Source organism: Spirosoma luteolum, assembly GCF_054778875.1.
Genome location: NZ_BAAGZE010000006.1, coordinates 22,021 through 47,301 on the forward strand (window position 1 = coordinate 22,021; position 25,281 = coordinate 47,301).

23 protein-coding genes and 2 tRNA genes are annotated in these 25,281 nt (G+C 56.5%); 9 read left to right on the top strand and 16 right to left on the bottom strand.

The genetic code is table 11. From position 1 onward, the window contains the following. Positions 1–88: 88 nt before the first annotated feature. Positions 89–1,468 (bottom strand): GAF domain-containing sensor histidine kinase, encoded by a 1,380-nt coding sequence (locus ACYVAC_RS10605; RefSeq protein WP_461097625.1) that lies wholly within the window; start codon positions 1,466–1,468, stop codon positions 89–91. 1,386 nt (positions 1,469–2,854) lie between these two features. Between ACYVAC_RS10605 and ACYVAC_RS10610 the strand changes: the two genes are divergently transcribed. Both ACYVAC_RS10610 and ACYVAC_RS10615 read left to right on the top strand, forming a co-directional pair. Beyond that, entirely contained in the window at positions 2,855–4,363 is a 1,509-nt protein-coding gene (locus ACYVAC_RS10610) for a capsule assembly Wzi family protein (RefSeq protein WP_461097626.1), read from the top strand. Positions 4,364–5,306: 943 nt separating this feature from the next. Further along, entirely contained in the window at positions 5,307–5,801 is a 495-nt protein-coding gene (locus tag ACYVAC_RS10615; protein WP_461097627.1) for a response regulator, read from the top strand. A 137-nt stretch (positions 5,802–5,938) separates the two neighbouring features. Here the strand turns inward: ACYVAC_RS10615 and ACYVAC_RS10620 are convergent, their stop codons facing one another. The 4 genes from ACYVAC_RS10620 to ACYVAC_RS10635 all read right to left on the bottom strand — a co-directional run bounded on the left by ACYVAC_RS10620 (position 5,939) and on the right by ACYVAC_RS10635 (position 9,267). Next, positions 5,939–7,588, bottom strand: a complete 1,650-nt coding sequence (locus tag ACYVAC_RS10620) for an ATP-binding protein (RefSeq protein WP_461097628.1) — start codon at positions 7,586–7,588, stop codon at positions 5,939–5,941. Positions 7,589–7,678: 90 nt separating this feature from the next. Continuing rightward, a complete protein-coding gene (locus tag ACYVAC_RS10625; RefSeq protein WP_461097630.1) occupies positions 7,679–8,110 on the bottom strand; it encodes a BLUF domain-containing protein in 432 nt (143 codons plus the stop codon). Positions 8,111–8,325: 215 nt separating this feature from the next. Then, the gene (locus ACYVAC_RS10630) at positions 8,326–8,922 is read right to left on the bottom strand and encodes a hypothetical protein (protein WP_461097631.1); all 597 of its coding nucleotides are present in this window, start codon (positions 8,920–8,922) and stop codon (positions 8,326–8,328) included. 258 nt (positions 8,923–9,180) lie between these two features. Further along, positions 9,181–9,267: transfer RNA gene (locus tag ACYVAC_RS10635), tRNA-Ser, on the bottom strand. A 204-nt stretch (positions 9,268–9,471) separates the two neighbouring features. Between ACYVAC_RS10635 and ACYVAC_RS10640 the strand changes: the two genes are divergently transcribed. Continuing rightward, positions 9,472–9,822, top strand: a complete 351-nt coding sequence (locus ACYVAC_RS10640) for a LytTR family DNA-binding domain-containing protein (RefSeq protein ID WP_461097632.1) — start codon at positions 9,472–9,474, stop codon at positions 9,820–9,822. A 580-nt stretch (positions 9,823–10,402) separates the two neighbouring features. After that, positions 10,403–10,564, top strand: a complete 162-nt coding sequence (locus tag ACYVAC_RS10645; protein ID WP_106138859.1) for a lmo0937 family membrane protein — start codon at positions 10,403–10,405, stop codon at positions 10,562–10,564. Positions 10,565–10,672: 108 nt separating this feature from the next. On the opposite strand, the gene ACYVAC_RS10650 is transcribed toward ACYVAC_RS10645, so the two are convergent. Next, positions 10,673–11,242: an RNA polymerase sigma factor gene (locus ACYVAC_RS10650; protein WP_461097633.1), complete on the bottom strand. Its 570-nt coding sequence runs from the start codon at positions 11,240–11,242 to the stop codon at positions 10,673–10,675. 270 nt (positions 11,243–11,512) lie between these two features. Between ACYVAC_RS10650 and ACYVAC_RS10655 the strand changes: the two genes are divergently transcribed. Then, positions 11,513–11,809, top strand: coding sequence for an ArsR/SmtB family transcription factor (locus ACYVAC_RS10655; protein ID WP_461097634.1), 297 nt, complete (start codon positions 11,513–11,515; stop codon positions 11,807–11,809). A 312-nt stretch (positions 11,810–12,121) separates the two neighbouring features. Here ACYVAC_RS10655 and ACYVAC_RS10660 read toward each other — a convergent pair. The 7 genes from ACYVAC_RS10660 to ACYVAC_RS10690 form a co-directional block, all read right to left on the bottom strand. Continuing rightward, positions 12,122–12,211 (bottom strand) — tRNA-Ser (locus ACYVAC_RS10660). Between the two features lie 67 nt (positions 12,212–12,278). Further along, positions 12,279–13,364, bottom strand: a complete 1,086-nt coding sequence (locus ACYVAC_RS10665) for an asparaginase (protein WP_461097635.1) — start codon at positions 13,362–13,364, stop codon at positions 12,279–12,281. A gap of 67 nt (positions 13,365–13,431) precedes the next feature. Further along, positions 13,432–14,250 carry a TatD family hydrolase gene (locus ACYVAC_RS10670; RefSeq protein ID WP_461097636.1) on the bottom strand — a complete coding sequence of 273 codons (819 nt, stop codon included), beginning with the start codon at positions 14,248–14,250 and terminating at the stop codon, positions 13,432–13,434. Then, entirely contained in the window at positions 14,247–15,281 is a 1,035-nt protein-coding gene (locus ACYVAC_RS10675; RefSeq protein WP_461097637.1) for a glycosyltransferase, read from the bottom strand. Before ACYVAC_RS10675 ends, ACYVAC_RS10670 begins: the two co-directional genes overlap by 4 nt. Beyond that, the gene (locus tag ACYVAC_RS10680; protein ID WP_461097639.1) at positions 15,268–15,915 is read right to left on the bottom strand and encodes a polysaccharide deacetylase family protein; all 648 of its coding nucleotides are present in this window, start codon (positions 15,913–15,915) and stop codon (positions 15,268–15,270) included. Before ACYVAC_RS10680 ends, ACYVAC_RS10675 begins: the two co-directional genes overlap by 14 nt. 95 nt (positions 15,916–16,010) lie before the next feature. After that, entirely contained in the window at positions 16,011–17,132 is a 1,122-nt protein-coding gene (locus ACYVAC_RS10685; protein WP_461097640.1) for a glycosyltransferase, read from the bottom strand. Further along, complete coding sequence (locus ACYVAC_RS10690; protein ID WP_461097641.1) at positions 17,129–18,094, bottom strand: lysylphosphatidylglycerol synthase domain-containing protein; 966 nt, start codon at positions 18,092–18,094, stop codon at positions 17,129–17,131. Before ACYVAC_RS10690 ends, ACYVAC_RS10685 begins: the two co-directional genes overlap by 4 nt. Positions 18,095–18,142: 48 nt before the next feature. On the opposite strand from ACYVAC_RS10690, the gene ruvC reads away from it, so the two are divergent. Next, complete coding sequence (gene ruvC, locus ACYVAC_RS10695) at positions 18,143–18,733, top strand: crossover junction endodeoxyribonuclease RuvC (RefSeq protein WP_461097642.1); 591 nt, start codon at positions 18,143–18,145, stop codon at positions 18,731–18,733. A gap of 75 nt (positions 18,734–18,808) precedes the next feature. On the opposite strand, the gene ACYVAC_RS10700 is transcribed toward ruvC, so the two are convergent. Further along, a complete protein-coding gene (locus tag ACYVAC_RS10700; protein WP_461097643.1) occupies positions 18,809–19,693 on the bottom strand; it encodes a hypothetical protein in 885 nt (294 codons plus the stop codon). A gap of 116 nt (positions 19,694–19,809) precedes the next feature. Between ACYVAC_RS10700 and ACYVAC_RS10705 the strand changes: the two genes are divergently transcribed. Beyond that, on the top strand, positions 19,810–20,232 hold the full coding sequence (locus ACYVAC_RS10705) for a secondary thiamine-phosphate synthase enzyme YjbQ (RefSeq protein WP_461097644.1): 423 nt from the start codon (positions 19,810–19,812) through the stop codon (positions 20,230–20,232). Positions 20,233–20,434: 202 nt separating this feature from the next. After that, complete coding sequence (locus ACYVAC_RS10710) at positions 20,435–20,818, top strand: hypothetical protein (RefSeq protein ID WP_461097645.1); 384 nt, start codon at positions 20,435–20,437, stop codon at positions 20,816–20,818. A 20-nt stretch (positions 20,819–20,838) separates the two neighbouring features. Here ACYVAC_RS10710 and ACYVAC_RS10715 read toward each other — a convergent pair whose 3' ends face one another. Beyond that, on the bottom strand, positions 20,839–22,914 hold the full coding sequence (locus ACYVAC_RS10715; protein WP_461097646.1) for a thioredoxin domain-containing protein: 2,076 nt from the start codon (positions 22,912–22,914) through the stop codon (positions 20,839–20,841). A 31-nt stretch (positions 22,915–22,945) separates the two neighbouring features. Next, positions 22,946–24,592, bottom strand: a complete 1,647-nt coding sequence (locus ACYVAC_RS10720) for a T9SS type A sorting domain-containing protein (protein WP_461097647.1) — start codon at positions 24,590–24,592, stop codon at positions 22,946–22,948. 110 nt (positions 24,593–24,702) lie between these two features. Here ACYVAC_RS10720 and ACYVAC_RS10725 point away from each other — a divergent pair, with 110 nt between their 5' ends. Beyond that, positions 24,703–25,182 carry a hypothetical protein gene (locus ACYVAC_RS10725; protein WP_461097648.1) on the top strand — a complete coding sequence of 160 codons (480 nt, stop codon included), beginning with the start codon at positions 24,703–24,705 and terminating at the stop codon, positions 25,180–25,182. Positions 25,183–25,281 lie beyond the last annotated feature (99 nt).

The window sequence follows — 25,281 nt, forward strand, 5'->3', positions numbered from 1 at the left end:
CCTGCCAGTCAGACCCGACCGTTCACTGGCCGAGACAGCAGGCGGAGCTGGGTCGGGCTCATTTTATTGTCGCGACGGGCCTGCGTCCTCAGGCCGGTGTAGTATCGACAGGCACCGGAAAGTAAATACTGAAGGTGGCTCCCGCCCCCAACGAACTGGTTGCCAGAATCCCCCCGCCATGATTGAGGGCTACCTTCTCACAAATGGCCAGCCCGATTCCTGATCCCGGAATGGCTTTCTGATTATGGAGTCGCTGGAATACCTGAAATATCTTATCGGCATACTGCTGCTCAAAACCGATTCCATTATCGACCACATCGATCCGGTAAAACTGCAGGGCATTTCCCTCACGCACCAGGCCCACGGGCAACTGTTCAGCAGCGATGCAGGTGGTTGTGACGACAATCTGGGGGGGCACTTCCGGACGCCGGAACTTGATGGCATTGCCGATCAGGTTCTGAAACAGTTGCTCCAGCTGCCGCCGGTCGCCCGAAATTACCGGCAGATCGGCAACCGACAGTTGGGTGCCTGTTTCGGTCATCATCAAATCGAGGTCATTTTGTACTGCTTCGATCACCTCATTCAGCGCCACCCGCCGATCCTCTTCCCGGCGGGTCGAGATGCGCGAATAACTCAGCAAGTCCCGAATAAGCATCGACATGCGTGATCCGGCGTTGACGATCCGGTTGAGCATATCAATGCCGGCGCTATCCATACCAGCGCTATACCGGTCGATGAGCAACGCGCCGAACGACTGAATTTTTCGGAGTGGCTCCTGCAGATCGTGAGACGCCACAAAGGCAAATTGCTGCAGGTTACTGTTGGAGCGGATCAGCTGCGCGTTGTAACTGGCCAGATTTTCGTTGGCTTCGCTTAGCTGATTGTTTGTTTGCTGCAGCTCCTCCGTACGCTGCTGTACCTGCTTGTCGAGGTCGCTCACCAGTTGCCGGTATCGCTCTTCGCTGGCCTTGCTGGCGGCATTGGCCTTACGCAGTTCGAGTAACGTCATCACCTGCCGGGCCAGAATCCGCAGGCCATTGAGTTGCTCGGGAGTCAGTTGCCGGGGCTTCTGGTCGAGTACGCACAGCGTGCCAAGCGCCATCCCGTCGTCGGTCGTGAGCGGCATGCCTGCGTAAAAAACAATCTCGGGTTCGCCCGTTACCAGTGCATTATCGACGAAGCGGGGATCGTTGCGGGCATCGGTAACGATCATGGGTTCGTACGGCGTTGCGAGCGCGTGGGTGCAGAACGACTCCTGACGGGGCAACTCGCCCAGCACAACGCCATGGTTCGACTTGATCAACTGGCGCTCATCGGTTAGCAGGGTGATCAACGAAATAGGTGTCTGGCAGAGCTGCGATGCCAGCTGGGTCAGATCGTCGTACTCCTGCTCAGGTAGCGAGTCCAGAATTGAATAGGCATTAAGCGTATCGAGCCGCGTGCCCCCCGCCTGCAAAACTTTGTTCATCTTACGTGGTAAACTATTCCTGGCAGGACTTGTACAAACCCGAAATGCCCTCTGATACGTCTATGGCTGCCGCTGTGCTACCAGCCAAAAATACCAGTGCGCCACTTGTTTCCGCCTGTTTACTATCAGTAAAAGCAAAATAAGCGTTCATAGGTTCAACCCCTCGTGCGGACCGGGGCTGTATCAACTAAACCCGGGCCGTTACCGTGGGTTGCAGGCAGGCACCAACGGGCAAAGCCATCCTTGCGGGTAACAACCAGGCTTCCTGTACCCATCGATTACCGGCCCAAACGGGCCCTGCCAGAGTCAAACCCGATGGGCTGATCAGGCCCGACAGCCCCGCACGCAACGGCTGCCACGAGTAGCCTGCACTCCCGATCCGGTACAAACACGTATATAGTTGAGCGGTTTATTATACGATCGGCCTACCCAAGCTTTTACATGAGTTGCCGGATTATCAAAAGCTGCGCTGATCAATCATAGACAGTGTAGGTTCCCTTACACACGTCTGCCCGGAGATAGCGGAAAGCATTGGCCTACGTAGCCTGCCGGAGACCCGTCGGTACGCCGGCCGAGCCCTGCTCCATCGAAAAGAAACGTAAGCGGTAATTACAACATCAGCAACTACGACTGCCCATATATTTATCGGCTCCTTCGGAATTACTCTTCAGCGTATGTTTACCATTTTCCTCGTCGACTTAACCTGAATTTTCCACCACGGTTACACAGAATCTTATCTGTAAAAACACAAGAAGTCTGTATCGATCTGCTGTTATTTTTCGACTTTTCGTTCAGGAACAGCACCATGTAATTGACATATTGCCAATATAGATATTTGTTTTTAAGACATGCATAGTCAAGCCGGTCAGCGAGTAACGTATATACCCACCTCTAAGCTGAATATATAGCCATTTAGCAACGTTTCCCATTTGCTCATTTTCTCATAGCAGGGGGTAACAATCATATAAATCGCCGGTTATTTGTACTTAAGGTCTTGAGCCGTTTTTCAAAAGCTGGCCGACTAAGTCTTCCAACTACCTACTCGCCAAGTGCTTCGGTAACGCCAGCTAGGAAAGGAACTTACCCAACGTCCCGACTGGCCTTACAAAGTGGCGCTACAGGTCCCTATTTACTAGTCTACCGACACAGCCTGGTCTGGATGGTTTTCCTTCGTCTGTTTCTGAAATAGTTGATCGCATTTCAGAGACAGACCATGACCACCTGTGTCCGTAATGCGCGTTCATCGTTATGCAAAAAATGGTCTACCTACGCCAGTCTCTTGCTGGCTGTTTAAAAATCACCGTGCTAATCCCGTTAGCCCAGCTAACTTTTTCACCCCTGAACAGCTGTCTGGCTCAATCGCAATCCGACGTATACCGCCCGGTATTGTCACAGGCGGAGCTTGGCTACTGGGGTTCCTCTACACCCGAAACGCCGTTCTGGTTTCAGACAAATCAATACGGCACGGTGCCGACCCAATCGGCCACGGGCTGGTTACGGGCCGCAACTACCATTGGCTATCGCTCCGACTCCGCCACAGCCCGCCGACCCCGCACCGACTGGGGTGGTGGGCTGGAACTGATTGGTCAGGTCGGCAGACAGCAACAGGTCTTGCTTACGGAGGCTTATCTGAAGGGAAAGCTGGGGGTTTTTGAGCTGTTTGCCGGTCGACGCAAACAGGTACTGGGTTTGGCTGAAAGTCCCCTATCCATGGGCTCTTTCAGCTGGTCGAGAAATGCCCAGCCAATGCCCCGCGTTCAGATCAGCATTCCCGTTTTTACACCACTTGGCTTTACGCGCCAGTTTGTAGCACTCAAGGCTTACTTCAGTCATGGCTGGTTTGGGCAACAGACCTACGTGAAGGGTTCTTTTCTCCACCAGAAAGGCATTGCTATCCGGCTGGGCAAACCAACTGCCCGTTTTCATGTCATGGGTGCTTTCGACCATCAGGTTCAGTGGAGCGGCTACGCCCCTTTTCTGGAGACGGACCCCAATACCGCGTTTCACGGACAGCTGGCAACCAGTTGGGAGGCCTTTTACAACGTGGTAGTGCCCGCTAAAACCGATGCCCTAAAAAACCTCTCCAAATTTACCACCTACGATCAAAACCGGGTTGGCGATCACCGCGGCACGGCCGAGCTGGCCATAGCTCTCAACTTGCCGGCAACGACCGTTACCTTTTACCAGCAGCATTTTTACGACATTGGTCGTAAGCTGTACAATTTTCGCAACATCGAGGATGGTCTCTACGGGCTTCGACTTATGAGTAAAAAACGGTATGCCAGGGTGCAGGATGCCGTTGTCGAAGTTTTCAATACCCAGAGTCAGGGGTACATACACTTTGGCAGAACCCTCGGGGGCGAACCCGAAAACTATTACATCAACGGCCAGTACCCCGATGGCTGGTCGTATCGGGGCAGAACCATTGGTAATCCATTTATCAGCCAGACGGCCAGCACAAATCCGGCCCTGGGCGGACAGCCTTTTTATGGCGATAAAGCCGATGGGACACGTATTAGTGGCTTATATGGTATTAACAACAACCGGCTGCTCGCCTTCAATGGGGCCATCATGGGTTACCTGCCTACGCAGTCCAGAAACGGTGTGGTGCGTTACTGGCAATACCGCCTGCAAGCGTCTTACAGCCAGAACTTCGGCCTGTTTTCCAGACCGTTTCCAGGTGGCATAAATCAGTTTTCGGCACTGGCGTCGCTCAGCAAGCCGGTCCGCTGGCTGGGCGGGGCCGATATTAGTGCTTCGGTCGGCTACGATGCCGGTCAGCTGCTGCGTTATCCGGATCAGGCGGGATATTACATCGGTTTGCGAAAGCAATGGCTTACTACAATGGTAACCCGGTCCAGAACGACCCCTGCCCGTCCGGTCAAGCAGTCCTGATTGCCGTGCAGGCGCGAAGCCAGTGCTTCAACAGGCCTGACTTCCGCTACTTTTTTGGCACCCGATAAGACAACATGCTGAATACTTGTATCCACCTGCCCTTACTCGACACCTCCGGTAAGGAGCAGGTGGCCTTTTTACAGCACCAGGAAACATTTTCGCAGGAGTTCCGTTTTTCCGAAAGCCGGCTTCATCCATTCTGTCTACAACAGAAATCAGGCTAAGCCTTCCAATTACCTGCTCGCCAAGTGCCTCGGTAACGCCAGCCAGGATAGGAACTAGTAATTGCCACGACTGGCCAAACGGGGTCGTAGTCATATCAGCTAACCCTTTTTGTTTTCCAGGCCCTACGGCTTGATACGTACGCTTGTGTACTTCAACTCTCTGTTGGATACGCTCTGCGCACCGAACCATTTTGCGTGAGTTACTTATCCACTTACTTAACGTTTACACTATGAATCCGATCACGTTTATATTCATGATGCTGGGCACCCTCATGACAGCTATTGTTACGGGTGGCTTTTATCTGGCCCTTACAGATTGGTTCACAGACCTTAACCAGGGCATTTACCGAACGAATCACCTGGAGTGCCTTCTTGAAACTAGCCTTCTAATGGTATATATCGCGCTGGGGATTCGGCTTTGTCGTCGCGTTATTGCCGGATAGGTTCTTCACGCCTGTTTGCCTCTGATACCTTGGTAAGATTGACGTTTTATGATGACGATCATCTACGATCGCTATCAATAAATCCTTTCACCATTCACTCCCTATCAATCGCCTGCTATGCAGGCAATCCTTTGACAGACAGCCGGGCCTATTAGCCGGACTGCCTTCTTTTTAGATAGGGTAAAAATACTTGAAACGACTCAATGGCATCATTTTCATGGGGATCGGTTATATTTTTGTTCTTTGCATCGATTTAATCGATCGATTTACTACTGTATGCCTGCCAATCCGTTAATCCTGTTCATCGACGATGATGCTAATTTACGAGGCATCGTCACCCGGGCGATGAGTGCTTCATTCCCGGCCGCTGCAGTTGTTTTTCTGACCAGTGTGGCTCAGGCCAGAGCCTACCTTACTGATTCGGATAAGCCACTGCCCCGTCTTATTCTGCTCGATGTGCATCTGGATGACACATTCACCGGCTTCGACGTTTTGGCATTGGTGCGGCAAAAACGCCGAACCTTCTCCATTCCGGTCGTTATGCTTACCACGGACACATCAGCTCACAACGTTAAAAAGTCGTATGATGCAGGAGCGTCCAGTTTTCATTTTAAGCCCCACAGCTACGCTGGCTGGAAAGATTTCCTGGGACTGATACGAACCTACTGGTTTGACACTGTCCAATTACCACCAAAGCTTCATAGCGAAGAGGAGGAGGATCATGATCTGGCTCAAGTAACAATAAAACCAAAACAGCATTCCAGCTGGTAGACTTGTTTTCTCTTTTTTAATTTCCCAATTCGCCATAACCTACCGAGCCAGGCCGCACAGTCTTGGTCTGCTTTTTTTTAAGTAGGTACAAGATAATACTACATCTTGGTACGTCACCTGTCAACAGTTAGCCGACATTAGCAAACCGGCAGGTAAACACTGAACGTTGCCCCTTCGCCGGGCCGGCTGGAGGCCGTTATAGCCCCGCCGTGACTAACCGCCACGCGCTGACAGATCGCCAGCCCAATGCCGGTTCCTGCAAACAGGCCTTTTTTTTCGAGTCGCTGAAAAACCTGAAAAATCCGGTCGAGGTATCGTTCGTCGAAACCGATCCCGTTGTCACTTACCTCAATCCGGTGGTAGGCATCCGCCTGCCGGCTCGGCTTGATAGCCGCCGGTAATTGATCGGCCGCCACCCGGTACGAAGCAATGCGGATGTGGGGCACTGTTTTGGCCCCAGACTGGTCCGTGCGACTAAACTTAAGTGCATTGCTCAGTAAGTTCTGAAAGAGCTGGCCCAGTTGTACTACATCGCCCGCCACAACGGGTAATGCACCAACGTCTATGACAGCCTGTGATTCGCTGATGACCAGTTCCAGATCAATCATCGCCTGACGGACAATTTCGGATAGCGGTACCTGGCTGGCGGCCTGCTGCCGGGTTGAGATCCGTGAGAAGGTAAGCAAGTCCCGGATAAGCCGCGACATCCGGCTGGCAGCCAGCTGCATCCGCTTCAGGTAATCGGTTCCAGTGCCTTCCAGTTGATGGCCATACTGGCTCATAAGCAGATCACCGAACTGCTGTATCTTACGCAGTGGCTCCTGCAGGTCATGCGAGGCTACGTAGGCAAACTGCTGTAGATTATCGTTGGATTGCTTCAGATCATCGATGGCTTCGGCCAACTCACGGGTGCGCTCCTGCACGCGCAGTTCCAGTTCTTCGGAAAGCAGGCGGTACCGCTGCTCACTTTCCTTCAGCAAAAGCATTTGATCGGTTATGTCGGTCGCGGTATTGATCACACCGTATATCTTGCCGTCGGGTGTGTAGGCCGGACTGTAGGCAAAATTAAACCAGGATTCTTTCCATTGACCGTCGACGGCAATGCGGGCTGGTTTCTCGGCATGGTGGTAGGTTTCGCCCGTGCTGAATACTTTCTGCAGTAGCTCAACCATGGGCTCGGCGGCCAGGTGCGGCAGCGCCTTGGTGAGCGGCTGACCAACCACCGTTTCGTCGGCGCCCCAAATGCGCAACATGGGCGCATTAACGCTTTCAATAACGATATCCGGGCCCACAAACAATACCGTGGCCGTCGGGGAGTTCACAATCAGACTGTTGAAACGAGCTTTGCTGATTTCGAGCTGCTGGCGGATTTGTACCTGGGCCGTTACATCACGAACTACGCCGGACAGCCGGTAAGCAGACCCGACTATATCGATATAAGCGCGGCCCTGCATATGGAGCCATCGTTCCGCCGAGTTTTCAGTTGCCATAACCCGGAACAGATCGTCGTATAGGCCCGACAAACTGGGATCGAGCGCGGCCTGAATGTTATCGTTGACCCGTTGCCGATCCTGCTCATGAATGACACTCAGAAACGCCGAAAACTCAACGACAGGCTGCCCCTGACAACCGAATAGCTGCTGACAACTTGTATCCCACCATATCTGCTGGCTGTCGACACTGAGGTTCCAAGTGCCCAGCTGGGCGGCCCTGATCGCATGGTATAATCGTTCCTGAGCAGCCTGTTGACCCGACCAGAAAGGAAACAGTTCCGAATTTTCCGTCATTAAGTTTGGATAAGCCTGTATGCTTTAAATGAACATTTGTAGGCTAAGATTCGATCACATCTGTTTTATCGCACGGCAAAAAAAGAGCGATCAGTGAGCCCGCAGTCGGCTGTTGAGTTCAAAAAAACCTTTGAGCATGCGCACCACCACGGGCTGATCGATATCCTCGAGCAGCGTGACCTCCGGGTCGATGGGAACAATCGCCCGCACTTCATCATACTGCTGCGTAGTCAGCGTTTCATACCCCATATACCACTGGCTGAACAAGCGCTGTATGATTGGCCGTTCGAGTACGGTCCGCACATCGGTGTGTCTATCATCAGCCTGAATGCGTTTGTACAATGCCTCAACGGCCTGCTGTTCGCCTTCCAGTACCTGAACGATGTGCCCGTTTATGTACAGCAGTACACCGGTAATGTTGAGGGAAGCATTCTTGGTCCGGCTCACATTGACGATGTCGACGACAACCGGTTCAGTCGTTGTGGGAACCGCCGTACTGAAATAGGTTATGCAATAATCCATTGGTAAAAGATTGATTTAAATGGCACCTGGTGAATGGCTACTCTGCTTAATCAGGTCTGCAAAACTAGGCACGCTCAACTCAACCAATCGTTTAAGAAGGATGTTTCTACATTAATCCTATTCAGTAGCCAGACTAATACTTAGGATGCGCCTGCCAGATAGGCGCCAATAGGCTCAAGGATGGGAACTATTGGGGCTATCCTGTTACGGACTTTCTACGGCTGGTTATTCAACCAGTACGTAGGCTGTGGTGTCTGACTCGGTGTGATGATGTCGCTCTCGGCATGCCCCGTTCCGGTCTTATGGGGTACGCTGGCCATCCACCGCCGGAATTTTTTGGCCCATAGCACGTCGAAATCTTCGGCCGGCAGATTCAGGGCTTTCCCGTGGATGGGGAAGTCGATCAATTTCTTACGAACCCGTTCATAAACATCTACAGTCCCGGGGCTCAGCTTGGACTCCGGATCAGCCGCCGAATCGCGCAGGTAGCGTTCAAAAACAGTCGTCATTGGAGAGTGTACTTTACCCTGATGCCAGTAGGCCCGGTAGATTTTTTCGGCCGTGATGGCCTGCTTGTCCCAAATCAGGTCGTTGTTGATGGCCAGCAGCCGCTCGTGCATGATACCGAGGTGCTCGTTTTTGAAGTCAACCTGCGGATCGCTCTGGGTGACTTCACGACCATCCCAGTGGCTGTCAACAATGGTAACACCGGTCGAACCAATATTTGTCTGTGCGCCCCCTTCGGTAATGCGGCAATAAAGTTGGAAGAATCCGACCCATCTTCTTCTACGATGCTCAAATAGAACATTCATTTGCCTGTAATTCAGGCTTCCCCGTCATTTTGTGAGAGGTGGACAGACGACCAGATGTCACTATCCTGACCTACACGTCGCTTGATTTTACTGACGGCAGGGTATATTTTGTGGACGGTAGGGGCGACTATGCAACGGGGTGGTTACTTGAATGGAGTATTTTACACCCAGCCTGGTCTTTCCGGCTTAGAAAAGGCAAAAAAAAGCCCGCTACAGGGTCTGTAGTGGGCAACTCGACGGGTTAGTTCAGACTATTTGCAGAGAGGAAGGGATTCGAACCCTCGATACGGTTGCCCGTATACACACTTTCCAGGCGTGCTCCTTCAACCACTCGGACACCTCTCTATACGCTCAGAAAATGACTGCCTACTGCCAGCCAGGCCCTAATTGTGCCGCAAAGGTAGGCAGAATGACCCTTGTATGCAAGGTCAACCAGGTACGGAGTGGTTTTCGCAAAAATTTCCCGTGAAACCATATCTCCTCAACAGATTTAAATCCTTGCACTGCCGAAAACCGTACATCTCACCGTAAACCGTCCAACAACTACTGATGAAACGAATTAACCTGCTCGATCAGGCTAACACCATAACCCACTTAACAAGCAATAATAATTACACCACTGTCCATCTGTCGGACTCAACGACCTGGCTGCTGGCCAAAACCCTGAAGGCCTGCCTTCTCGAATTACAGGACTTTGTCCGAATCCACCGTCAGTTTGCCGTCAATCCAGCCTACGTAACGGCTACCCGGTTGCTGGCTCCCAAGCTGGCCGAAATTGCCATTGGCGATACATGGATGCCGGTTAGCCGCCGTCTGTTTGCCGATGTCGACCAGAAGCTGGGCCTAGCCAGTGTATCCCGTGGGCGCTGGCACTACGTCGCTCAACAAAGAGACAATTGATTTCTTGTACGGATTGATCCGAACAAAAAGTGGTTCAGAATCGACAGGGGGCGATTCTGAACCACTTTTTTGTCTTCCTCGAAGACTAGCCTAACCGGTGAGCGGCCTCATTTTAAAAGCGTCCAGACGACCGACTGCCAGCCGCTTCATACCGTTTAGTAAATACAGACATAATTATCGTGTAGGACTATAAGGCTGCTGGGGATATAAGTAGATTTGCTTACCTCTGAAAACCATAATACAGCCATGAATATGTTCATATCCACAGGTTTACTTGCAGGAGGGCTCGTTCCTGCATGCCTGTTCCTCTACCGGTTTACCCTCAGTAACCGCTGTCCATCCTGCGGAAGCACAGTCGATCTTGATCGTGTGTCGCGCCCCGCGCTCGTCAAGAGCCTGCTCTTCTTTCTGCCAACCAAAGGATTTATCTGTTACCGGTGTCGGCGCAAGTTCATTAAAGTAGGTAACTGATTGCCTGGGTGAAGCTCAGCAGGGCCACTTCCTCACATTTTTTTATCTATTTAAGAACATTTTAACCCATCGTAGTTAGATAGTACGAACCATCATTAATCTCGCTATCATGGGCAACTTACTGTACACCATCGCAGTCGTACTGATCATCATCTGGCTGCTGGGCTTTCTTGGATTCAACAGCTTTGGCCTGGGTGGTCTGATCCACGTACTGCTTGTTATCGCTGTTATCGCCATCATCCTGCGCCTGATTCAGGGGCGTGGTGTCTGATCGGAACACCCTCATCTCCCTAATGAAACTGCCCGTAGCTGCGCTTTTGCAACTACGGGCTTTTAGTTGTATCCGGTTACGGTCTGATAGCAGCGTTATAGCTGGCGTCTAGGCCATTGCCTGCTGCCGACCCATGTTCTGGTCGCACAGCCGGCGCACTTTATCGCGCGAGCGTTTCAGCCGCATCTTCACGGCACATTCATTGATATCAAGCTGCAGCGCGATCTCTCTGATCTCAAGCCCTTCCTGATACTTCAGTTGCAACAGCATCGACTCCTGGGGCGATAGCTGCGTCATGGCATGGGCCAGCTGTTGCAGCTGCTGTTCGCGCAGTTCTGCTTCTTCGGTGCCCGTAGCGTGCCATTCTTCCATTGTATCGGCAAGCGGCATTGTCATCGTCCGGCTGGCTCCCCGCAGCTGATCCATGCAATAGTTATACGAAACCGAGTATAGCCAGGTCGAGAACGTCGAGCGCCCCTTAAAGTCGTTCAACCGCGCAAATACCTTCACAAAAATATCCTGCGTGTAGTCGTGCGCTTTGTCGGCATCTTTCGTTAAGGAATAACAGCGGCTATAAACCTTCTTGACATATCGATTGTATAGCGTTTCGAAACAATCGTTTGGTTTCGTATTCAGATACAGCCGGATAACTTGCTCGTCGTTCAGAATCGTTTTCATAGCCTTGTCGGTGGATGCGGTTAAAAATGTACCGGTACGTGTTCGCCGTTGTTGATACAAGAATGGCGTTGGCCGACCGCTTCGGGCTATATATTTCGATGAATAGCAGTTTTTAAGCCTTTTTTGGCAAATCTTCCAGAAAAAAATATTTACGTTTTAAATATTTCGGTAACTTAGTGATATATATTCGAATCAACGATTCTGCCGGCCGTTCCTGCACCGGGTGACCAGCACTCCACAAATCAAATGTCCGCTTTAGACAACACACCGATGAATGATCAGAAGAAATATGATAAGTTAGCCTATCGGCTAAAAATACTGGCGCATCCCGTTCGGATGCGCATCCTGAGCCTGCTGAACGAGGAGGGCGAGTTAAACGTGTCGTCGATTGGTGAGCGGCTCGTGATCGAGCAGGCCCTGCTGTCGGCCCACCTGAGTAAAATGAAAGATCGGTCGATTCTGGTCAGCCGGCGACAGGGGAAAGAAATCTTTTACGCGCCCGGCGATCCGGTCATTACGCAGGTACTTACCCTGCTTAGTGCCGAACCGGAAGAAAAAGCGGCCTGACCGACTCCATGGTTGCACCCGGGCCGCTTGGCAGGCCAATCGGCAGGAACTGGCCCGGGAACTCGTCTGGCTTTCAAGCAGCGCCTTTACGCCTGTCCTGCCTGACCTGGCCCGGCAGGTAACTCATTCCACTCACTAGCCACGTAAGCGCGGGTTTCTGAAACCTGATGCCTGCGCAGCTGCAACCGCGCAGGTGCCATGAGCCACTCCGGTAATACCCACTGCCCGGGGCAAACAGCGGTTCGGCAGTTCAAAAAAACGGCGAAAGAAAAAAGCGCAACAGATTGACAATCAATCTATTGCGCTTTAGTTTGGCAGAGAGCGAGGGATTCGAACCCCCGGTACCCTTGCGAGTACTTCTGATTTCGAATCAGACCCGTTCGACCACTCCGGCAGCTCTCTGTGTGGTTTGGGACTGCAAATATGTAGGGTTGCTTTTACATACGCAATACCGAAACCGAAAAAATTTTCAGACCGTCATTTCACCACATAGCGGGATGCCCAGCAACGCCCGCACCCGCGCCGGATCGGTTTCCCGGCCCAGCAACACCATCAGCTTCGTGATGGCGGCTTCGGTAGTACTGTCGGCTCCGCTCACTACGCCAATCTCAGACATGCGTTTACTGGTCTGGTAATGCCCCTGCGTTACGCGCCCTCCTTCGCACTGCGACACGTTATAGATCACCAGGCCCCGGTCGATGGCAACTTTCAGCAAATCCAGAAACCAGGTGTCGGTGGGCGCATTGCCAGCGCCGTAGGTTTCGAGCACCAGCCCGCGCAGACCAGGGGTATTCAGCACGGCCCCTACCACTGCCGGGGTTATGCCGGGGAAAAGTTTCAGGATGGCCACGTTGGTATCGATTTCGGTTTGCAGCGCCAGGGTGGCCGTGGGCTGCACCGGGCGGATGTAGGGCCGGTTGTAGTCGATACTGACGCCGGCGTTGGCCAGGTGCGGGTAATTTTCCGAGGCAAACGCGTTGAACTGTACACTCTCCTGCTTGGTGGATCGGTTGCCGCGTAACAGCAGCGAGTTGAAATATACGCAAACCTCAGGCACAATAGGCTGATCGCCTTCGCGGGCCGCGGCAATCTCCAGGGCCGTAATGAAATTTTCGCGGGCATCGGACCGCGCCACCCCGATGGGTAGCTGAGCCCCCGTCAGGATAATGGGTTTGTTCAGGCCCGACAGCATAAAGCTCAGTGCCGATGCCGTATAGGCCATAGTGTCGGTACCGTGTAGAATCACAAAACTGTCGTAGCTGCTGTAATTTTTCTGGATCAGTTTACCCAGCTCGACCCAGATCGCCGGGGTCATATTCGACGAATCGATGATCTCGTTGAGGGTTGTAATGGTGATGTTGAAATCGAGCCGGCTCAGCTCGGGCAGGCGGTCGAGTACCTGTTCGAAATCGAAGGGAATCAGCTGGCTGGCTTTGGGGTCGTAGACCATGCCGAACGTACCGCCCGTGTAGATGACCAGCACCGACCGCGCCGGCTGCGTAGTGGTTTCGGCTCGTGGCTGGGCAGGAGTTAGGCAAACGGTTTTGTAAGTCATGCCGCAAAAGTAAGGCCGATTCGGTAAAACCGGCCTGGTTTTACCGAATCGGCCCGTATGCCCCGGCTTAGGCGGGCGTGGCTGCGCGGGTAGTCTGGCAAAGCGCCAGCGCGTTGGCGGTAGTTTGGCGGGCCAGTTCGGCCACGGGTAGCTCCAGCAGATCGGCCACGCGCTGCGCAATCAGCGGAATATAAGCCGGCTCGTTGCGCTTGCCCCGATACGGAACAGGCGCCAGGTACGGCGCATCGGTTTCGAGCACGAGGTGTTCGGGCAACAAATGCGGCAGTACCTTGTCGAGCCCGCTGTTTTTAAAGGTGCTCACGCCCCCAATGCCCAGCTTGAAGCCCATTTCGATGGCCCGGCGGGCTTCGCTGAGCGTGCCGACGAAACAGTGAAAAATACCAGTCAGACCCGGCAGGGCGAGTTTTTCGATGCAATCGGCGGCTTCGGTAAACGCGTTGCGGTCGTGGCCCGAGCGGGTGTGCATCGACACAAACAGTTTCCGCTCGGCGGCCCAGCGCAGTTGCGTTTCGAAGGCCATAAACTGCCGGTCGACGTGGGTCATGTCCCAGTAGAAATCGAGGCCGATCTCCCCCACGGCCAGAAACGGCCGCTTGTTCAGCCACGACTCCACGGCGTCGAGTTCGGCATCGACGGTTTCGTTGACATAGGCCGGATGCAGGCCCATCATGGGCAGACACACCCCGGGATATCGGTCGGCCAGCGCGATCATGGGATCAATGGTTTCGCGGGCGCAGTTGGGCATCCAGATCTGGCTAACGCCCTGCTGCTGCGTGTGGGCAATCAGGCCGGGCTGGGCATCGGGCGCCAGCTCAGCGGTAAACTGCGCATCGTAGATGTGCGCATGGGTATCGATAAAAGTCATTCGTACGTTCGTTCTTTCCAGCGAATCCGGACCGGCCACCAGTAATACAGCACAGCCAGAGGGCCCAACACCAGTTGGTAGCCCTCGAAAAAGAACGCATAGGCCCACCAGCTGGTTCGGCTGATCTGCCGCAACCCGCCCCAGATAATCCCCGTCTGCACGATTAGGTGTACGGCGTAGATCGCGACCGCCCAGGTTGGTGATACCCACGCCAGCAGCATTAGCAGCGGCAGCGCCAGGTACTGGGTGTAGAGCCCGGCCACAAGCCAGGCGGGTAGCTGGCTGGCGCCCCGCATCCAGCGTTTCCGCTGATTGAGCCAGGCGCCCAGCGTGTCGACTGGTTCGGTGTGGGCCAGTACGGCCGCGCTGACCCGGTTGCGAAAGCCGTACCCCTGTCTCGTCACGGCCCGAAACAGCGCGTAATCCTCCACCACCGAAAACGGGAGCTGTTCGTAGCCACCCACCGCGTCGTAGGCCTGCCGGCTAACGGCCATGTTGTTGCCCATGGCCGTTACAGCAATCCCCTGCCCGCTCAGCCAGCTGCTGAGGGTCAGGTTGTAGAGCCAGTCGATGGCCTGCAGGCGGTGGAAGAGCGCGGGGCCGTCGGGCAGGGTGACGCCCGTCCAGATGCCCACCGGCCGTGACCCCGGTGTACGGGTATTGGCTGCCGACCAGTCAGCGCCGAGCAGCGACTCGATCCAGTCGGGTGGCACCCGCGTATCGGCATCCGTAAAAAACAGGCATTGGCCCCGGGCCTGCTGCGCCAGCTGGGCCAGCACGTTGGCTTTGCCCCGCAAATGCCCTTGCGCAGGTGCAATGCTGACCAGTCGGAATGGGGGGCGACCGGCAATAAAGGCCTGCACCACCGCGGCTGTATCGTCGGTCGACTGGTCGTTGCCAATCAGCACCTCCAGCCGCTCGGGTGGATACGTCAGTTGGGCCACTGCCCGCAGGCAGTGATCGATGGTATGGGCTTCATTCCGGGCGGCAATCAGGATGCTGACAACCGGTAGTTGCTCAGTAGCCGGCATAGATGGGCTGCGGTACGGCCCGGAAGGTGTAGCCGCGTTCGGCGAAGTGGGCCAGCATGCGGGGCAGCACATAGCGCATGGTCGGCCAGGCTTTCAGGCTGTCATGGAATACGACGATCGAACCGGGTTCGGTCAGCTGAATGGTCTTACGCAGACACACATCGGCCGGAATCGACGAGTCGAAGTCGCCGGTGAGCACATCCCACATCACAATGGCGTGGTGTTCGAGTACCTCGGCTACCTGTGTCTTGCGAATGCGGCCATACGGGGGGCGAAACAGGGCCGTTTCGAAACCGATCTGCTCCTGACAGGTTTGGATATTTTCGAGATAGACCGCGTCGTCGGTTTTCCAGCCGTTGAGGTGATTGTGGGTATGATTGCCCACCATGTGACCCGCTTCGAGCACCTGATACATTACATCGCGGTGTTTCCGAACGTTGTCGCCGATGCAGAAAAACGTAGCCTGTGCCGCGTACCGGTCGAGCTGTTCGAGCACAAATTCGGTTACGTCCGGGATGGGTCCATCGTCAAACGTCAGGTAGATCGTTGGATCAGCATCCCCCTCCACCTTCCACCAGAATTCGGGGTAAACGGTGCGTAACAGGAAGTTCGATTTGTGCAGAAAGAATCCCACGGCGGTTTTCGTTAAATAGAACTAGTTGGACATTGGACCAGGCCCATCGGGCAGACCGGACCTAAACGGCTTTGGACGTTGGGCTGGCGAAACGATCATTCCAGCTTACGGCCTTTCCAGCGGTAGCCTTTTCCCTGCGCCACCATGCCGAAGAAAAGAACGTACAGCGGATACACCAGCTGGGTAAGCGGGATGTACCATACAGCCGGTTTTTTTTGTAAAAAAACAAGAACCCGCCGTAAAAACAAAGCTTCCGGTACGACCTTCCCTGCTACAACCAGAAAGAACGTCATTCCGTTTAAACTAGTTAGCCACCAGCCCAGCCCCGCCACCACTGGTGCCAGGTTGCTCAGAAAAATAAACACTGCCAGCACCGACGGACCGTAAGATTCATAGGCGCGCCACTTGCTCGCCCAGCGCTTACGCTGCTGGTAAAACGCCGACCACGACCGGTGGGGTACGGTCTGCACCACGGCCGCCGGGTCGCTCACGAAGCGCACCCCCTGCGGGTGGCGCCGGGCAATTTTATGCATCAGCAGCTCGTCGTCGCCCGAAGCCAGGTGGTCGACACCAGTGAAGCCCCCGACCTCGGCAAAAACGGCTTTCTCGTAGCACAGGTTGGCGCCGTTGCACATGGTGGGCCAGCCCAGTGCCATCGTTACGGCCCCCGACCCGATCAGACTGGCGAACTCCACGGTCTGCAGCTGATCGGTGAGGGTTCGGGCTTCTGTAAACGTAACGGGTCCCGAGAGCAGTCTGGCGCCCGTTTGCCGGTACTGCTGCACGAGTACCGCCAGCCAGTCGGGGCCCACGCGGCAGTCGCCGTCGGTGGTGACGATGAGTATACCCGACGCCCGGCCGATGCTCTGTGTGATCGCCCGCTTCTTGGGCGACGCCGTCCGCTCGTCGGTTAGCGCCAGCAGGTGCAGCGGGTACGGAGCCCGGCTGGCGGCTTCGGCGACAATGGCGCGGGTGTCGTCGGTCGACGCATCATCGGCAATGATCACTTCATAGTGCGGGTAGGTCTGTCGGGCCAGATCGCTCAGGAGGGCACCGATGCCGACGGCTTCGTTGCGCACGGGCACGATCACCGTCACCAGCGGCCCACCCGTCAGGTCGGGAAGCGGGGCCGGGCGGGGCATCTGCCGCCAGGTGTACCACAATATCAGGGTAAACAACGCGTAGGCCCCCGTGATCAGCAGCAGTAGCCAGCTCATGCGGTGGTTAGTTTGAGCCGCCACACCCACAGCAGTCCAGTCAGCACCGGCAGCAGGACATTGACGAGCCAGAGCGTGAGCGTAGCCGTGAGCAGCACCGGTGCGGGCAGGCCCGCGGGCGCAAACACCCAGAGGGCCGCGGCTTCGCGCACCCCCAGATCGCTCAGCAGGTTAAAGGCCGGCGTAATTGTTTTGACCAGAAAGACCAGTCCGATCCCCGACACGGCCAGATCGACCGGCAACACAATGCCCGTCAGGCGCAGGGCCAGGTAGAACTGGCCCGCAAACACCACATAGCGTAGCGTGGCGGCCACCAGCGCTTTGGCCAGTTCGGCATTACTGTAGGCAACCGCAATGGTCCAGTAGCCCGACCAGCGACGCAGCCGCGGCCGGTTGGCCAGCCCCTGCAGCAACGGCCGGCGCACCAGCCCAAATACGATGCCCAGCGCCGACAGAGCCAGCACCAGCCCCAGCAGCCAGGCACTCGTGGCTGTTTGCCGGGCGGGCACCACCCGGAGGTACTGCCACCAGGCCAGCCCCCCCGCCACAAGGGCGACATAGAACTGCATGCCGCCCGACACGAGGGAGGCTCCGACGGCAGCCCCCCGCCCCGCCGATCGCAGCGACAGTACCCGACCGGTTGTATCGCCAAGCTGAGCCGGCAGCGCAAAACCAAGGGTCAGGCCGGCCAGCACGCCCTGGTAGGCATCGGCCAGCGACACGGCTTCGACCCGGCGGATGAGCAACTGCCACTTCAGCGCTTCGAAACCCCAGTTGATGGGCGTCAGCAGCAGCAGCGCCATGGCCCAGCAGGCCGGATCGTCGACGGTACGCCACTGCCGCTGCACCACCACCCAGTCGAACGGCTGCTGCCATAATACATGCCCGATGTAAGCCAGCAGGCCCGCAAAAACGGCGATTTTAGCCCAAAAACGGATTTTATTCGGAGCGATCAGCGACAAAATGTAGGCGAATACGTTACTTTGCAAAACCCCTCAACACCCGTAGCCATGGTAAAATCATCCAGCACCAGCCCCATCGTTCCCGAAAAAATCATTCTGGGTATCGATCCCGGCACGCAGATCGCCGGTTACGGACTGATCGCCGTGAAAGGGGGCGTACTGAGCATGATTCAGTACGGCGTCGTTGAGTTGAACAAATATAGCACCTACCAGCTGAAGCTGCAGAAACTCTTCGACACCATCATCCGCCTGATCGACGAATACCACCCCGACGAAATGGCCATTGAAGATCCTTTTTTCGGTAAAAACGTGCAGTCGATGCTCAAGCTGGGCCGTGCCCAGGGGGTGGTTATGGCCGCGGCCCTGTCGCGCAACATTCCCATCATCGAGTACGCTCCCCGGCGCATCAAACAGTCGGTAACCGGCAACGGCAACGCCACCAAAGATCAGGTGTCGCACATGGTGGGACAACTGCTGAAAGAGGACTTACAACCCAAGTTTTTCGACGCAACCGATGCGCTGGCCATTGCGGTGTGCCACCATTTCCACGAGAATGCCCTGCCCACCGTATCAACTAAGAAAACAAAGAAGGGCGCCTGGGGTGCCTTCGTCAGCGAAAACAGCGACCGAATCGCCTGATTTTGAAACCTTCTCAAACGCCAAAGCGGGTGTCCTGTAGTCAGGACACCCGCTTTGGCGTTTAACGGTAATCGGTTAATACGTCTCGTAGCTAAACAGCAACGTTTCGGTGGTAGTGCCCGACGTGCTGGGGGTGGTTTTGACCCGGCGGGTTGGCAGCCCGCTACCGTCGTACTGGTAGGCATAACTTACTGACTGCCCATTACTGAGGATTTCGGTCAGCACGTTATTCTGACTGAGCGTCAGCGCATTATCGACCCCGCCAAAATAGGTAACGACAGCGCCGGGGCCAAACGTCAGGTTGATGAAGCCGCTGGGGTATGGGGCCGGAATAATGAAGCGACCGAAGAAGGGATTGGTTTTGGTGTCGTAGGTCAGCGTACTGCTAACCCCAGACGGCGGACCAGCGGGGCCACCGTGGCCGGCTACGCTGACACTGGTCGAATAACTGGTCAGGTTGCCGCCCATGAAGGTATAGCTATCGCCCCCGCTGATGATGAGGCCACCGGTCGAGAAACTACGCCCGGCTCCCGTCAGCTGACCGGCCCCATCGTACCGAAACGCCAGGGTGTACCCGTTGGCGTAAGCAAGGCTCGTGGCCTGTCCGGCCTGGTTGTAGGTGTAGGTGTACTGCTCGATACTGTTGGGCTGGCTGCCGCGCGGGAACAGCCGTGTCTCGCGCCGAACGAAAGCCAGCCGGTTCTGAGCATCATACTGATAGGTTGTGTAGTCGACAGCCGCCTGCGTGCTGTCGGGGGTCTGGTAAGCAATTAGCCCCGCCAGCCGACCCGTTGCGTCGTAGCTGAATGAGGTTACGTTGGTAATTCCATCGCCCTTATCGAGCACAATGGTTTTCACCCGTTGCCGGGCAGCGGGCGCGCCGGGCGCAATGCGGTGGTCGGTGCAGGCCGTCAGCAGGGCAACAAACAAGAGTGTCAGGGTGGTAATGGATCGAAGCATAGCGGTGGTGTACAGGTTTGGTGGGGCTTAATGTAGCCATTAACTTGGTGCCTTCAAGTTTTTCGGACAACCGGTTACTTACCGGTAACCGGGCAAACGCTTTCCCCTTTTCTGCTATGGCTTTTATCCAGCACACCATCCAGCTGCCGGCCTTTCCGCGAGGCTTTCACCTGATTACGGCTCCCATCCTGCGGGCGCTGCCAGCCATCCGGCACTGGCAGGTGGGTATGCTGCACGTTTTTATACAGCACACTTCGGCCAGTCTGAGCATCAACGAAAACGCCGACCCGACCGTGCGGCAGGATTTCGAAAGCTTCTTCAACCGAGCCGTTCCTGAAAATGTGCCTTATTTCAGGCACAATTACGAAGGTGCCGACGATATGCCGGCTCACCTGAAAGCGGCTCTGCTGGGCCACGCCGTTACCATTCCGATCACCGACGGACAGCTTAATCTGGGTACGTGGCAGGGCATTTATCTGGGCGAACACCGGGACCGGGGCGGCTCCCGCACGCTCGTGCTGACGGCCTGGGGCGAATAGCGAACCGGTAAATCAACGAAAGCCGCTTTCGCAGTAGAGACTCCCCGAGTCATTCTTCTGATTATGAATCCGTTGCACCAAATAGTTGCGTATTACCGGCCCTTCCTGCCCGGCCAACGTGGCAACGCGTTCCAACTGCTGCCTTCCAGTGGGCGTCTTACCGGTATAGACCGCTGTCTCCGCCCTGTCAACGCTGCTTCGTATGCGCACTACGTTCTCCGCTGTCCTGCTTACCGCCCTGCTTCCGGCGGCCTGCGCTCACCATGAGCCCCCCACCTTCTGCGACCAATGGCCTGCCAACCGTGGGCAGCCGGCCGCCGAAACAACCCTGTTCGGTGGGGTCGATCGCTCCATTGCCGATTATCTCGACACCCTCGACCCCACCGAACCGATGGACCATAATCTCCACGCGTTCGAGCACTGGCTCCAGCAACAGCCTTGTCTGCAGCAGGTGGGTCTCCCCGCCGACTTGACAACCCTGGCGCCACCGGGTCAGGAAATCAGTCTGGTTCACTGCAATGGCAGTCACCGTACCGTAAACGTGGTGTTTACGCCCGACCGGATTTACCTCGACCACTGCCACTGACCCCGGTGTGCGGCCCCGGCCTACTGCAGCAGCGGCCACATGGCCTCGACCGAGGTAACCGGCAGCTGGCAGGTTCGGTTGTAACAAACATAGATAGCGGTCTGGCCGGCCACCAGCCCCCGGTCCTGCAGGAGTGGCAACTGACTGCGGTCGGTGGTGCCGCTCAGCACTTTGTTGGGGTAGTAGACGGTATCGATCTCGGCCCGCAGTGCGTCGGCATCGGGGCCGACGAGGGCGATTTCGGCGGTGGGGCGAGCCCGGAGCGCCAGCAGACCGGCCCAGTGCGCCAGGTAATCGGCATTCTGCTGCACCAGCGGCAATACCCGACCCAGCATGCGGTCGGCGCGGTCAGCGTATTCCGGGCGTTCGAGCAGCAGACTCAATGTGAGCAGGTTTTCGGCTATCATGGCATTCGACGACGGTATGACGTTGTCGAACAGCTCTTTTTTGCGGGCAATGAGTTCTTCGCCGTTTTTGTCGGTAAAAAAGAACAGCGGGTCGGCCTGATCGCTGTCGGCGGGATCGCTGAAGTTGGCGAGTACGTACTGCATCAGTCCGTCGGCTTCGGTGAGCCAGCTTTCGGTAAACGTGGCCTGATAGAGCGCCAGCAGGCCGTCGATCACGGCGGCATAATCGTCCAGAAAACCAACCTGTTTGGCGCGACCCAGCTTGTAGCTGTGCCAGAGCCGGTTGTTGTTGCGGCTGTCGCGCATCTTGCGGAGCAGGAAAAAAGCCTGCCTAAGCGCCAGCGTCAGAAACTCCGGTTCGCCAAATACGCGGTAAGCCGTGGCCAGTCCTTTCAGCATCAGCCCATTCCACGAACACAGGATTTTATCATCCAGGCCCGGCCGGATGCGTTCGTTGCGCACAGCCAGCAGCCGCTCGTGCGCGCCCGCCAGCCGCGTGGCCAGTTCATCGGCCGACCACCCCATGCGCCCGGCAAACAGTTCGTCGGTTTCGGTGCGGTGCAGAATATTGACGGGCGGCTGGTTGTGGCCCGGATCCCAGTTGCCGCCTTCGGTCAGGCTGTAGAGGTCGGCAAACCAGTCATAGTCCTCGCCCAGCACCGCCCGCAGCTCGGGGGCGGTGAAGGTATAGAACTTACCCTCTACCCCTTCGCTGTCGGCGTCGAGGGCCGAATAGAAGCCGCCCTCGGGGCTCAGCAACTCGCGCTGGGCAAAGGCGATGGTCTGGTACACCACCTGTCGGTACAGCGGCCGGCGGGTCAGGCTGTAGGCTTCGGCGTACAGCGTCAGCAGCTGCCCGTTGTCGTAGAGCATTTTCTCGAAGTGGGGCGCCAGCCAGTCGGCATCAGTCGAATAGCGGGCAAAGCCACCCCCTAGCTGGTCGTAGATGCCCCCCAGCGCCATGCGGTCGAGGGTAAGCAGGGTGGTACGCAGAGCCGCGTCGATCTCCGGTGCCAGCGGATTCAGCCGGTCGGCCGTGGCTTGGTAGCGCAGCAGGAACCGCCAGATAACGGGCATCGGAAACTTGGGCGCACGGCCCGTGCCCCCTTTGGCAGCATCGGCCTTCACCAGCACCTTCCGGGCCATGGCATCGAGCAGCTCAGGGGTGATGTGGAGGTCGCTACCCACCAGGCCGTATCGCTCGGCATCGCTCAGGTTCAGTTCCTGCGCAAACCCCTCGGCCGATCGGGTCAGCTCATCGCGGTGGTCGACAAAGGCATCGCGGATGCTGCCCAGCAGGTTGACCCAGTTCTGCGGGGGCAGGTAAGTGACGCCGTAGAAGGGCCTGGCATCGGGCATCAGAAAGACATTGAGTGGCCACCCGCCCTGCACCCCCATCGCCTGCACGGCGTCCATGTAAATCGCGTCGACATCGGGGCGCTCCTCGCGGTCGACTTTGATGCAGATGAAGTGGGCATTCATAAGCCCGGCAATACCTTCTTTCTCGAATGATTCGCGCTCCATCACGTGGCACCAGTGACAGGCCGAATAGCCGATACTGACCAGAATGGGTTTGTCTTCGTCGATGGCCCGGTTCAGGGCTTCGTCGCCCCACGGATACCAGTCGACGGGGTTGTTGGCGTGCTGGAGCAGGTATGGGCTGGTTTCGTATTGAAGCTGGTTTGGCATACGTTGGGTTGGTTAGGGCGGTGATTGCCGCCTATCGGGTTAACAGCACCCGGCTGGTCTGACTATCGCGGCCCTGGCTGATGCGCACCACGTAGACCCCGGCGGGCCAGTCGGCTACGCTCAGGCTGGTTTGCTGGCTGCTTACAGCCAGCCGGCTGAGGATGCGGCCCGTGGCGTCGGTCAGCGTTAGTTCCGTGCCGGCTCTGGGCGGCTGGCTCAGCGATACGGTCAGCTGGGTCTGGGCCGGGTTGGGCGACACAGTCACCACGCCCAGCGCGGGCTCGGTAGCCGTTACCAGGCTCCGGTCGAACCGGCACAGGTACACCTCGCGGCCGGTTAGTTCGATCACTTGCTGCCAGTCTTTGTAACGCACGGTCAGGCTGGTTTTCTGGCCCTCGGTAGCGTAGGGGTTCTGGGCGGCAATCAGAATGTTGTTGCCCTTTACAAGGCCCCGCCACACGGGTTGCTTACCCGCCAGCAGATCGCGCGCAGGGGCGTCGATGACGGGTTCGCTGCCCTGCAGCATATCGTTGAACTGCGACAGGCGGTAGAGGCCGTGCGTGAAGTGTTCGTAGGCCGCCAGGACATCGGTCGTGCGGGTGGTTTCGAGCGTCGGATCGTCCCAGAGCCACAGCCCCCCGGCCCCCGAAAAAACCGGGAAAATGGCCAGGGCCTCGGCCATCGTTGGCTGGATGAAAGCGGGAAATGTACTGGACGACGATGCGTAGCGAACGCTCACAAACGGCACGACGGGTTTGGCGCTCCAGGCCCGGTTGACTTCGATCTGAAACAGCAGGTAGGCCAGATAGTCGGGGGCCAGCGGATTGGGGTAGTCGTAGTCGAAATAAGCCGATGGCGACAATTCATCAAGCTGGTCGTAATAAGGCCCCCCTACCCGCACCTCGGTCGAATCCTTGACGAGGTAGTTCACCCGGCCGAGGTTGGTGGTCCAGTCGGCCCAGCTAAAGGTCGGGATGTTGAAATACGTATTCAGGATGGGCGCATCGGCGTAGCTGCCCAGGGTGATACCCGTCAGGTCGGCCCGCTGCCGGACGTAGCGCGCCCCGTCGGCGTAGAGGTTACGAATGGCCCGTTTGTAGGCAACCAGAAACTGGGCGTCGGGCAGGTTGCGGTAGGCAACCGGCACACTCGGGTTGGCTTTCAGACGGAGTATCTGCGTGTCGGTTTCCAGAATCCGTTCAATGTCGAGCAGCAGCCGCCCGACCGGCAGCACGTACTGGCCGGCGGCATTGGTGCGCCCGCCCGACAGATCGCGCAGCCACGCATCCCATTTGCGCTGGTAGGCGGTCAGGTCGTTGCCGAAGGGGCTTTGCAGTGTTTCCCAGGGCTGATTCAGGCCCGTGGCAAAGCCGTAGTAGATGGGCGCCCACTGCCGGGGCTGTACCAGCGTGCCAAACTCAGCCGGAGCAACCTGGTTGAGGTAGCTGAAGCCGTGCCGCAGCGGACTGGCCTGCGTATCGCCCAGCCGGGGGCCGCAGTAGACCACCGGAAAGGCCAGCGAAAAGTCGGGAAACTTACTCCACTCGATGCGGTTGGGCTGACTAACGGGGGTAAACGTGAGCCGCTGAGCGCACTGCTGCTGCGCGCCGGCCGCCAGGCCGTACGCTAAAAGCAGCCCTGTTCCGATACCTCTTAAAACCGTCGATAGACCCCGCATACGTTGGATTTTGGGCAAATCTATGGAAATTTAACCCCGAACCGGCGCCCGGCCGGGGGCCACTGGCTAAACAATGCCTGACCCGATGGGTTCGTTATCCGATCAACGCTATGCATGCAACCATGACTAATACGGCTCTTTCCCTTTCGCGGTTGCTGACCGCCCTGCTCCTGTTGACGACCGGCCTGATGGCCTGCTCGGATACCAATAGTCCGGCTCCCACGGCCGCTTCCCAGACGGAGTTGCTGGTGGGCAACAACTGGCGGGTCAGCAACGTAACCGATGCCAGCGGTGCCACCCTGAACCGTAACCGGCTCAACCTGACTACCAACCTGCTGTTCGACCTGAACATGCAGTTCCGGAACGACAACACCGTGCGGGCGCTCGACCCGACGCAGGGCAATATCGTGGTCAACGGCGGCACCTGGACCCTGGCGACGGACAACAAATCGATCGATGTCGATGTGAAGCAGTTTAAAGGCAATTTTCCGCTTATCGAGCTGAACCGCAGCAAAATGATTCTCCGCCAGAGCGCCCCCGTCGACGGCAAAGACACGCCGATCAATCTGGAGTTCTCGCCGGCGTTGTAACAATTGTGATTGAGTACCTTGTGTGATTGAGTGATTCGAGCCGGGCACCTGCCTCTTTGGAAACTACCAAAATGGTCGCTATTTGCAGGTTCTAATGCA

Bases quoted from the DNA above. Each gene is read 5' to 3' on its own strand.
- ACYVAC_RS10625 (WP_461097630.1), bottom strand. From the start codon at position 8,110: ATGGATTATTGCATAACCTATTTCAGTACGGCGGTTCCCACAACGACT.
- ACYVAC_RS10650 (WP_461097633.1), bottom strand. From the start codon at position 11,242: ATGAAAACGATTCTGAACGACGAGCAAGTTATCCGGCTGTATCTGAAT.
- ACYVAC_RS10685 (WP_461097640.1), bottom strand. From the start codon at position 17,132: ATGAGCTGGCTACTGCTGCTGATCACGGGGGCCTACGCGTTGTTTACC.
- ruvC (WP_461097642.1), top strand. From the start codon at position 18,143: ATGGTAAAATCATCCAGCACCAGCCCCATCGTTCCCGAAAAAATCATT.
- ACYVAC_RS10725 (WP_461097648.1), top strand. From the start codon at position 24,703: ATGCATGCAACCATGACTAATACGGCTCTTTCCCTTTCGCGGTTGCTG.
- ACYVAC_RS10700 (WP_461097643.1), bottom strand. From the start codon at position 19,693: ATGCTTCGATCCATTACCACCCTGACACTCTTGTTTGTTGCCCTGCTG.
- ACYVAC_RS10615 (WP_461097627.1), top strand. From the start codon at position 5,307: ATGCCTGCCAATCCGTTAATCCTGTTCATCGACGATGATGCTAATTTA.
- ACYVAC_RS10605 (WP_461097625.1), bottom strand. From the start codon at position 1,468: ATGAACAAAGTTTTGCAGGCGGGGGGCACGCGGCTCGATACGCTTAAT.
- ACYVAC_RS10670 (WP_461097636.1), bottom strand. From the start codon at position 14,250: ATGACTTTTATCGATACCCATGCGCACATCTACGATGCGCAGTTTACC.
- ACYVAC_RS10655 (WP_461097634.1), top strand. From the start codon at position 11,513: ATGAATGATCAGAAGAAATATGATAAGTTAGCCTATCGGCTAAAAATA.
- ACYVAC_RS10675 (WP_461097637.1), bottom strand. From the start codon at position 15,281: ATGCCGGCTACTGAGCAACTACCGGTTGTCAGCATCCTGATTGCCGCC.
- ACYVAC_RS10630 (WP_461097631.1), bottom strand. From the start codon at position 8,922: ATGAATGTTCTATTTGAGCATCGTAGAAGAAGATGGGTCGGATTCTTC.
- ACYVAC_RS10645 (WP_106138859.1), top strand. From the start codon at position 10,403: ATGGGCAACTTACTGTACACCATCGCAGTCGTACTGATCATCATCTGG.
- ACYVAC_RS10665 (WP_461097635.1), bottom strand. From the start codon at position 13,364: ATGACTTACAAAACCGTTTGCCTAACTCCTGCCCAGCCACGAGCCGAA.
- ACYVAC_RS10720 (WP_461097647.1), bottom strand. From the start codon at position 24,592: ATGCGGGGTCTATCGACGGTTTTAAGAGGTATCGGAACAGGGCTGCTT.
- ACYVAC_RS10705 (WP_461097644.1), top strand. From the start codon at position 19,810: ATGGCTTTTATCCAGCACACCATCCAGCTGCCGGCCTTTCCGCGAGGC.
- ACYVAC_RS10640 (WP_461097632.1), top strand. From the start codon at position 9,472: ATGAAACGAATTAACCTGCTCGATCAGGCTAACACCATAACCCACTTA.
- ACYVAC_RS10715 (WP_461097646.1), bottom strand. From the start codon at position 22,914: ATGCCAAACCAGCTTCAATACGAAACCAGCCCATACCTGCTCCAGCAC.
- ACYVAC_RS10710 (WP_461097645.1), top strand. From the start codon at position 20,435: ATGCGCACTACGTTCTCCGCTGTCCTGCTTACCGCCCTGCTTCCGGCG.
- ACYVAC_RS10620 (WP_461097628.1), bottom strand. From the start codon at position 7,588: ATGACGGAAAATTCGGAACTGTTTCCTTTCTGGTCGGGTCAACAGGCT.